General features: G+C 65.0%; 1 pseudogene. It reads left to right on the top strand.

Annotation, left to right across the window (positions count from 1 at the left end):
• A pseudogene (locus AC1D14_RS22565) lies at window positions 1–861 on the top strand (pyruvate dehydrogenase (acetyl-transferring), homodimeric type); the annotation flags it as partial.

The following is an 861-nucleotide window of genomic DNA, read 5'->3' as shown; positions in this document are numbered from 1 at the left end:
CCGCAGACCAAGGACATGGTCGCGGACCTGACCGATGACCAGATCTGGAACCTCAAGCGCGGCGGCCACGACTACCGCAAGGTCTACGCCGCGTACAAGGCAGCGACCGAATTCAAGGGCAAGCCCACCGTGATCCTGGCCAAAACGGTCAAGGGCTACGGCCTCGGCCCGCACTTCGAAGGCCGCAACGCCACCCACCAGATGAAAAAACTCACCCTCGACGACCTGAAGAAGTTCCGCGACCACCTGCGGATCCCCCTCACGGACGAGCAGCTCGACAAGGATCCGTACCAGCCGCCGTACTTCCACCCGGGCACGGATGCCCCGGAAATCAAGTACATGATGGAACGGCGCGCTGCCCTGGGCGGTGCTGTGCCGGAGCGCCGGTCCAAGCACTCCGACATCGCGCTGCCGGATGCGAAAACCTACGAGGTCGCCAAGCGCGGCTCCGGCAAGCAGCAGGCAGCCACCACCATGGCCTTTGTCCGGTTGCTCAAAGACCTGATGCGGGACAAGAATTTCGGCAAGCACATCGCGCCGATCATTCCCGATGAAGCCCGCACCTTCGGCATGGACGCGTTCTTCCCGACTGCGAAGATCTACAACCCCAAGGGCCAGAACTACCTGTCCGTGGACCGCGACCTGGTCCTGGCCTACAAGGAATCCGCCCAGGGCCAGCTGATCCACCCCGGCATCAACGAAGCCGGCGCCGTCGCGGCGTTCACCGCCGCCGGCACCGCCTACGCCACCCACGGCGTGCCGCTGATCCCGGTCTACGTGTTCTACTCCATGTTCGGCTTCCAGCGCACCGGCGACGCCTTCTGGGCCGCCGCGGACCAGATGGCCGCCGCGGACCAGATG

It is taken from the genome of Arthrobacter sp. P1_B11 (assembly GCF_056406715.1).
This window is presented reverse-complemented; position numbering and strand designations above follow the sequence as displayed.